Consider the following 6,476-nt stretch of genomic DNA (forward strand, 5'->3'; position numbering starts at 1 on the left):
TACAGACGACTGCCCGTATGAAGCGACCCGAATCGCACGGTCTGATGCATGACGCCAAGAAGCGTCGTATTCTTGGCGACGTCCTCTCCTATCTCTTCCTGGGAGTCATGGCCATCATCTGGCTGATTCCGATTGTCTGGGTGTTTGCGGAGAGCTTCAACAAGAACACCGCCCCCTACACCAAGACGTTCTTCCCCACCGAGTTCTCGCTCGACAACTACATCACGCTGTTCACCGACCGCTCGGTGCTGAACTTCCCGAAGATGTTCATGAACACGTTCATCGTGGCGTGCTTCGTGTGCCTCATCTCGGTGGTGTTCGTGTTGTCCGTGGCCTACTGCATGAGCCGCATGCGCTTCCGCACCCGCAAGACGTTCATGAACGTGGTGCTGGTGCTGGGCATGTTCCCCGGCATCATGGCCGTTTCCGCCATCTACTTCATCTTGAAGGCCGTGGGTCTGACCAGCGAAGGCATGACCACCGTGGCCCTGATTCTGGTCTACTCCGCCGGTACCGGCGCGGGCTTCTACGTGATGAAGGGATACATGGATACGATTCCGACCTCGCTTGACGAGGCCGCGCTGCTGGACGGCTGCACCCGTCTGCAGGTGTTCACCAAGATCATCATCCCGATTTGTAAGCCCATGATCGTCTACCAGGCCATCATCGGCTTCCTGACCCCGTGGCTCGACTTCGTGATGGCCAAGGTGATTTGCCGCACGCAGTCCAATTACACAGTGGCCCTCGGCCTGTGGCTCATGCTGCAGAAGGAATACATCCAGAACTGGTACGCGCGCTTCGCCGCCGCAGCCGTGGTGATTTCCATCCCGATCGCCATCCTGTTCATCGTCATGCAGCGCTTCTACCAGGAATCGATGTCTGGTTCGGTTAAGGGCTGACGCGTTAAGCAGACAGCCCGGTGGGCTGTCTGTAGCGTCAGCCTGAGCGAGGCGATAGCCGGGCGAAGGTCGGATTGAGCCTCGCCGCAGGCGAGTCCGTAATTGCAGGACTGAGCCGTTAAGTAGTGGGGTTTAACTTGGCTCCCCTCTGAAGAGGGGAGCTGGCGCCGTAGGCGACTGAGGGGGAGCACCAGCTTACGCCAATACTCCCCTCAGCGGGGGCCGGAAAGTGAGAAAGGACCGCAATGGAGAGGCAGATTTCCGTGGTGGCGGTGGCGGACTGGACGCCCGCCGAGCTAGCCATGCCATGCCCCGATTATCCCGTCTACCAGGATGGCGATCTCGGCGCGTTCCCCGACGCCAAGGGCACCACGTTCCGTATCTGGGCGCCCACGGCCAACGGCATCACCTTGCGCCTGTTCGACTCCGGCGCACCCTATGACACCGTCGAGCCCTTCCAGTCCCGTGAAATGACCCCCGGCACAGCCGGCACCTGGCAGATCCACTGCGACGGCATCGGCCACGGCACGTACTACGACTATCTCGTCCGTTTCCCGGACGGCACCGTCAATCGCACGGCGGATCCTTGGGCCCGCGCGGCCGGTGTGAACGGGCGCCGCAGCATGGTCGTGGACCTGGCGCAAACCAATCCGGACGGCTGGGAGCAGGACCGCCGCCCGCACATCCCCAGCCGTGACCTGGTGATCTGGGAAACCCATATCGGCGATTTCAGCAACGACGAGCACAGCGGCATCCCCGAAGAACATCGCGGCACCTATCTGGCGTTCACCCATCCGGACACCAGCGTGGACGGCGAGGGCGAATTCCCCACCTGCGTGGCCTATCTTAAGCGGCTCGGCATCACCGCCGTACAGCTCATGCCGTTCTACGACTATGGTTCCATCGACGAATCGATTCCGCGAACCGACCCCAAGCACGGCTTCAACTGGGGCTATGATCCGCTGAATTACAATGTGCCCGAAGGTTCATACAGCACCGACCCGTATGACGGCGCCGTGCGCATCCGCGAATGCAAGCAGATGATCCAATCGCTGCACGCGGCCGGCATCAAAGTGATCATGGACGTGGTCTACAACCACATGTTCTCCACCGACAACTGGTTCGAGCGCATGATCCCCGGTTACGCGCTGCGCCGCCGCGCCGACGGCACGTTCGCCGACGGTTCGGCCTGCACGAACGATGTGGCCACCGAACATCCGATGATGCGCAAATACATTGTGGATTCGGTGGTCTACTGGGCTCGCGAATACCATGTCGACGGCTTCCGATTCGACCTGATGGGCCTGATTGACGTGGAGACGATGAACGTCATCCGCACCGCGCTGGACCAGCTGCCCGACGGCGCCACAATCCTCATGCACGGCGAGCCTTGGACCGCCCGGGAAACCGCGCTCGAACCCGGCACGATTCTGGCCGACAAGCGCGGCATGCCTTACTTGGGCCCGCGGATCGGCGCGTTCTGCGATTCCACGCGAGACACCGTGCGCGGCCACGTGTTCTATCAGTGGGTTCCCGGATACCTGACCGGTGCCGCCGCCGATTACGCCGAGGACATCCGCCATGCCGAGGATGCCTGGCGCGGCACGTTGCGCGAAACCGCCAGCGTGGGGCAGGTGGTCCAGTACGTTTCCGCCCACGACGATCTGACCCTGTGGGACAAGCTGTGTGCTTCGATGCGCCGAGTGCCCACGGATGTCGACTACGACGCCCAGGACGAGTCCAGCACGGATCTGATACGCGCCAACCGTTTGGCCGCCGGCATCGTGTTCTCCGCGGCCGGTGTGCCGTTCATGCTTTCGGGCGAGGAGTTCGCGCGTACCAAGCACGGCGTCTCCGATTCGTATTGCAGCCCGTCCGCCCTGAACCAGTTGGATTGGCGGCGGGCGCAGCGCATGGGCGCGTTGGTGAATCATTATGCCGCGCTGATTCGTCTGCGCCGCAGCAATCCGGCCTACTTTGGCGGGGCCCGCATGATCGTGCCGCGTACCGATGAGATCGTGGTGTTCCGTGTGGGCGACGATTGCGTGGCCATCAACCCGACCGGCGAGCCGCGGACTCAGCTGGCCACCGATCTGGAGAGGCCCGGCCCGTACGGCGAAGTGTCGAAAATCGCTCCCGACGAATGGGCCTGCATCTATTGCTCCGGTGACGAGATGCCAGGCGAAGTCGAGAACCGGCGATTGCCCCTGCCATCCCACACCTTCACTATCTGGCGGCGCAATCGTGGGTGAATATGAAGTTTGCTCCCGCCGGTGGGGGCTGTCGAACAGCATACTGAACGTGATCAATGAACGAGGGGTCACCGCTGGTCATGCTGCCGATAGCCCACGCCGGCTGGGCTTGTCATATGACGCGATTTTCTTTGACCTCTACGGCACTTTGGTGGACATTCGCACCGATGAGGAGTCGGCCGCGGCATGGGGCGCACTGCGCGCCGCTCTGGCGGAATACGAGGTGCCGTATCCGGACAATGCTTCGCTGAGGGCCCGGTTCGAAACGTTGGCCGAGCCGATTCGCGCGGCGGCCTTTGCCGCTCATGGCGCACACGCCGAACCTGATCTGCTGCCGGTGTTCGCCGGACTGATGGGTTGTCGGGATGCGGCATTGGCCGATCTTGCCAGCCGGGCCGACGCCGTATTGGCGAGGTTCAGAGAGTGCGATGACGTGATATGCCGCGATTCCCAAGCCGCCGCGCAGACTTCGCTTGAGGGGAACGCTGCCGTTCGGGAAAGCCGGATGGATATGGCCCGGGCGTTGGCTTGGACGTTTCGACAGGCCGGCACCAGTATGCTGCGCCTCTACCCGGGCGCGCTGGAATTGCTGGCGCGATTGCGATCCGTGGGATTGCGCGTTGTGCTCGTCAGCAACGCGCAATCCTGCTATACGCGGCCGGAGCTGGCGATGTTGGGCTTGGAATATGCGTTCGACCGGATTGTTATCTCCAGTGAAATCGGCGTGCGCAAACCATCTCCCGCCATATTCCGCCGTGCCGCGCAGGCCGAGGGTGTGGCCCCCTGCAGGGTGCTGATGGTGGGCAACGACGAACGTTCGGACATTATGGGCGCGGCTGGCGCGGGCATCGATGGCGTCTATATGCGCACCGAGATCTCCCCGCCCGGCGATCCGCAAACCAGCCAGCACGCCGTGCGCTCGCTGACCGGCCCCGATTATGCTGGATTATTGGGATACTTGAATATATAGCTTGGCTCCCCTCTCTGAGGGGAGTTGTCGCCGTAGGCGACTGAGGGGAGTTTGCCTGACACATAGGCTCCCCTCAGTCTTGCTGCGCGAGCCAGCTCCCCCTCTTCAGAGGGGAGCCAGAACAGGAAGGCGCAACCTTATGAACGAAGTGGAGATGGCAAAGCAGCGGCGTGGTGAGAAGCGCCGCCGCAAGGGCCTGTCCGTATTCCGTCTCAAGATGATCGGCGCCCTATTCATGGCATTGGGCGTGGCCGGCGTCTCGGTCCTGCCGGCCATGTTGGGCGACCCGACTCAGGACATGGCTGCACTGACCGTGGTGGTGGCGTGCACGGCGGCTTCATGGTGCGCCATCCCCATCTACTCATGGCTGCTGTTCGACGGCTACCGGCATACGGGCAGCATTGGAAAATATGTGCTCCGTCTGTTCATCGTCGCGGTGGTCAGCGATGTGCCGTACGACCTGATTATGACCGGCAAGCCATTCGACTTGAGCGCGCAGAACCCGGTGTATGGCTTGGTCATCGCCCTGGTCGTGCTCATGCTGGTGGATTGGATTGCATACCAGTACGGCGGGGAGAGTCTGCGCCCGTGGTCCGGTGCTCAGCGAGGTGGTGCGGCTGCGGTGCGTTGGCTGCTGACCATTGTGGTCGTTCTGGCCGGACTGCTGTGGGCGTTGCTGCTGCGCGTGGGCGTGGATCAGCGGATTATGTATACCGGTGTGCTGACGCTGCTGTTTGTGCTGGTGTTCTACTTCCTGAACGCGCGTGAAAATACGATGATGTTCACCGCCGGGCTGCTGGGTGCCGTGATGTGCATTACGCCCGGTATTGGTGTGGCCTTCCTGCACTACCGCAATGACGAAGTCGGGTTCAAGCAGTCTTGGACCAAGTGGGCCTGGTACGCGGTCTATCCAGTGCTTTTGATTATCGGCGCGCTGGCCTAGTTACGCCATTTCCCCGAATGGAATATCGGTGCTGCGCGGCACTAGCTGCGCCTCGAGCAGCTCGTGCGGGTCATAGAGCGTCTTGCCGCTGATGAGCGTCAACGCCTTATTGGCAGCTGCGCGGCCCATCGCATACGGATCCTGACGCATGGTCGTCAAGTTGATGGTGTCGGCATAGGGGCTGTCGTCAAAGCCGACAATCGAATAATCGCGCGGCGTGCGGTGGCCGTAACGCTCCAGCTTGAGCACCAGCGGAATCGCCATCATATCCATCTGGCAGCAGATTGCGTCCGGGAACTCATCCATCGCCAGCAGTGCGGATAATGCGGAGTCGGCGAAGGCCGGGCCGCGCGGCACGGAGAGCACTTCCCAATTGATGTCGTGCTTGCCTTCGGCGTCCTTGCAGGCGTTGATGAAGCCCTGTGCGCGTGCGTCAATCGAGGAATCCAGCCCGGCTGCCTCGGAACAGGGGTAGACGATGTGCTTGTGACCGAGGTTGATGAGATGCTGCGCGGCCGTGTACATGCCTTTTTCGTCGTCGATGCTGATGGTGGCGTCAAAGCCTTCGGAAGACGGCGTATTGATGCCGATGATCGGCACATGAATGCGCTGCAGCTGCTCGACCTCGTGCGGATCGATAGCGAATGAGGCCACGAAAACGGCATCGACATTGCGGCGAATCGGCAGGTCGGTGAAGAACTCATGACGGTTTGCGGCGGTATCGATGTGCTGGAACAGCGAGATGTCATAGCCGGCCGGATGCATCACCGATTCGATGCCCGCGAACGTCTGCGTATTGAACCAGCTGGTGATCTCCTCATTCATCAGCATCGCCACACGGTAGGTCTGTCCGGACTTCAGGGCGGTGGCGGAGCGGGAGATGTTGAAATCGAGCTTATCGGCCACATCCAGCACCTTGCGGCGGGTCTTCGCCGAGACGAGTTCCGGGCGGGTGAAGGCGCGCGACACTGTAGAAATGGAGACTCCGGCCTCCTTGGCTACTTGGTAGATGTCTGCCTTGCCCATGTTCCTCCTCGTGCAATTCGTGGTATCAGCTATGCCACGTAATCCCCCTAACGGGTTGCGCCATCCACGATGTGCAATCATTTGTATCATACACTGCAAACGTTAGCGCGAAGCTGGGGGAAGTGTTGCTTGGTGTGGTATGCTGATTGGGACATAGTGTTGCGAACGTATGCAGTCTGTCAACTGTGCTGCATGCCGTTTCTGCAGGAGTGGTGCTGAAAGTGTTGCAAACGTTGTCAACGGTCTGACCGTGCGATAGGGGGTGTTGCCTGTTACTGAACTGTTTTGTTTTCTTAAGTAATCCTATGTTATAATAAATCTCATGTTGGTAAAGGAATGGGCCAGACTGGAAGGATTGCATCCGCAGACCGTGTGGAAATGGTGCC

Annotated in this window: 5 protein-coding genes; 4 read left to right on the plus strand and 1 reads right to left on the minus strand. The window is 60.9% G+C overall.

The annotated features are described in order from the left end of the window. Window positions 1-17 precede the first annotated feature (17 nt). From NBH12_RS09240 to NBH12_RS09255, 4 genes are all read left to right on the plus strand, one after another. A complete protein-coding gene (locus NBH12_RS09240; protein ID WP_226790876.1) occupies window positions 18-899 on the plus strand; it encodes a sugar ABC transporter permease in 882 nt (293 codons plus the stop codon). A gap of 245 nt (window positions 900-1,144) precedes the next feature. After that, window positions 1,145-3,151: a type I pullulanase gene (pulA, locus tag NBH12_RS09245; protein ID WP_250819415.1), complete on the plus strand. Its 2,007-nt coding sequence runs from the start codon at window positions 1,145-1,147 to the stop codon at window positions 3,149-3,151. Window positions 3,152-3,200: 49 nt separating this feature from the next. After that, a complete protein-coding gene (locus tag NBH12_RS09250) occupies window positions 3,201-4,121 on the plus strand; it encodes an HAD family hydrolase (protein WP_065453999.1) in 921 nt (306 codons plus the stop codon). A 139-nt stretch (window positions 4,122-4,260) separates the two neighbouring features. After that, on the plus strand, window positions 4,261-5,064 hold the full coding sequence (locus NBH12_RS09255) for a TraX family protein (RefSeq protein WP_052792217.1): 804 nt from the start codon (window positions 4,261-4,263) through the stop codon (window positions 5,062-5,064). On the opposite strand, the gene NBH12_RS09260 is transcribed toward NBH12_RS09255, so the two are convergent. Next, a complete protein-coding gene (locus NBH12_RS09260; protein WP_025221022.1) occupies window positions 5,065-6,090 on the minus strand; it encodes a LacI family DNA-binding transcriptional regulator in 1,026 nt (341 codons plus the stop codon). Window positions 6,091-6,476 lie beyond the last annotated feature (386 nt).

Origin of the sequence: Bifidobacterium sp. M3-N-101 (assembly GCF_023656805.1) — a bacterium.
Classification (GTDB): domain Bacteria; phylum Actinomycetota; class Actinomycetes; order Actinomycetales; family Bifidobacteriaceae; genus Bifidobacterium; species Bifidobacterium breve.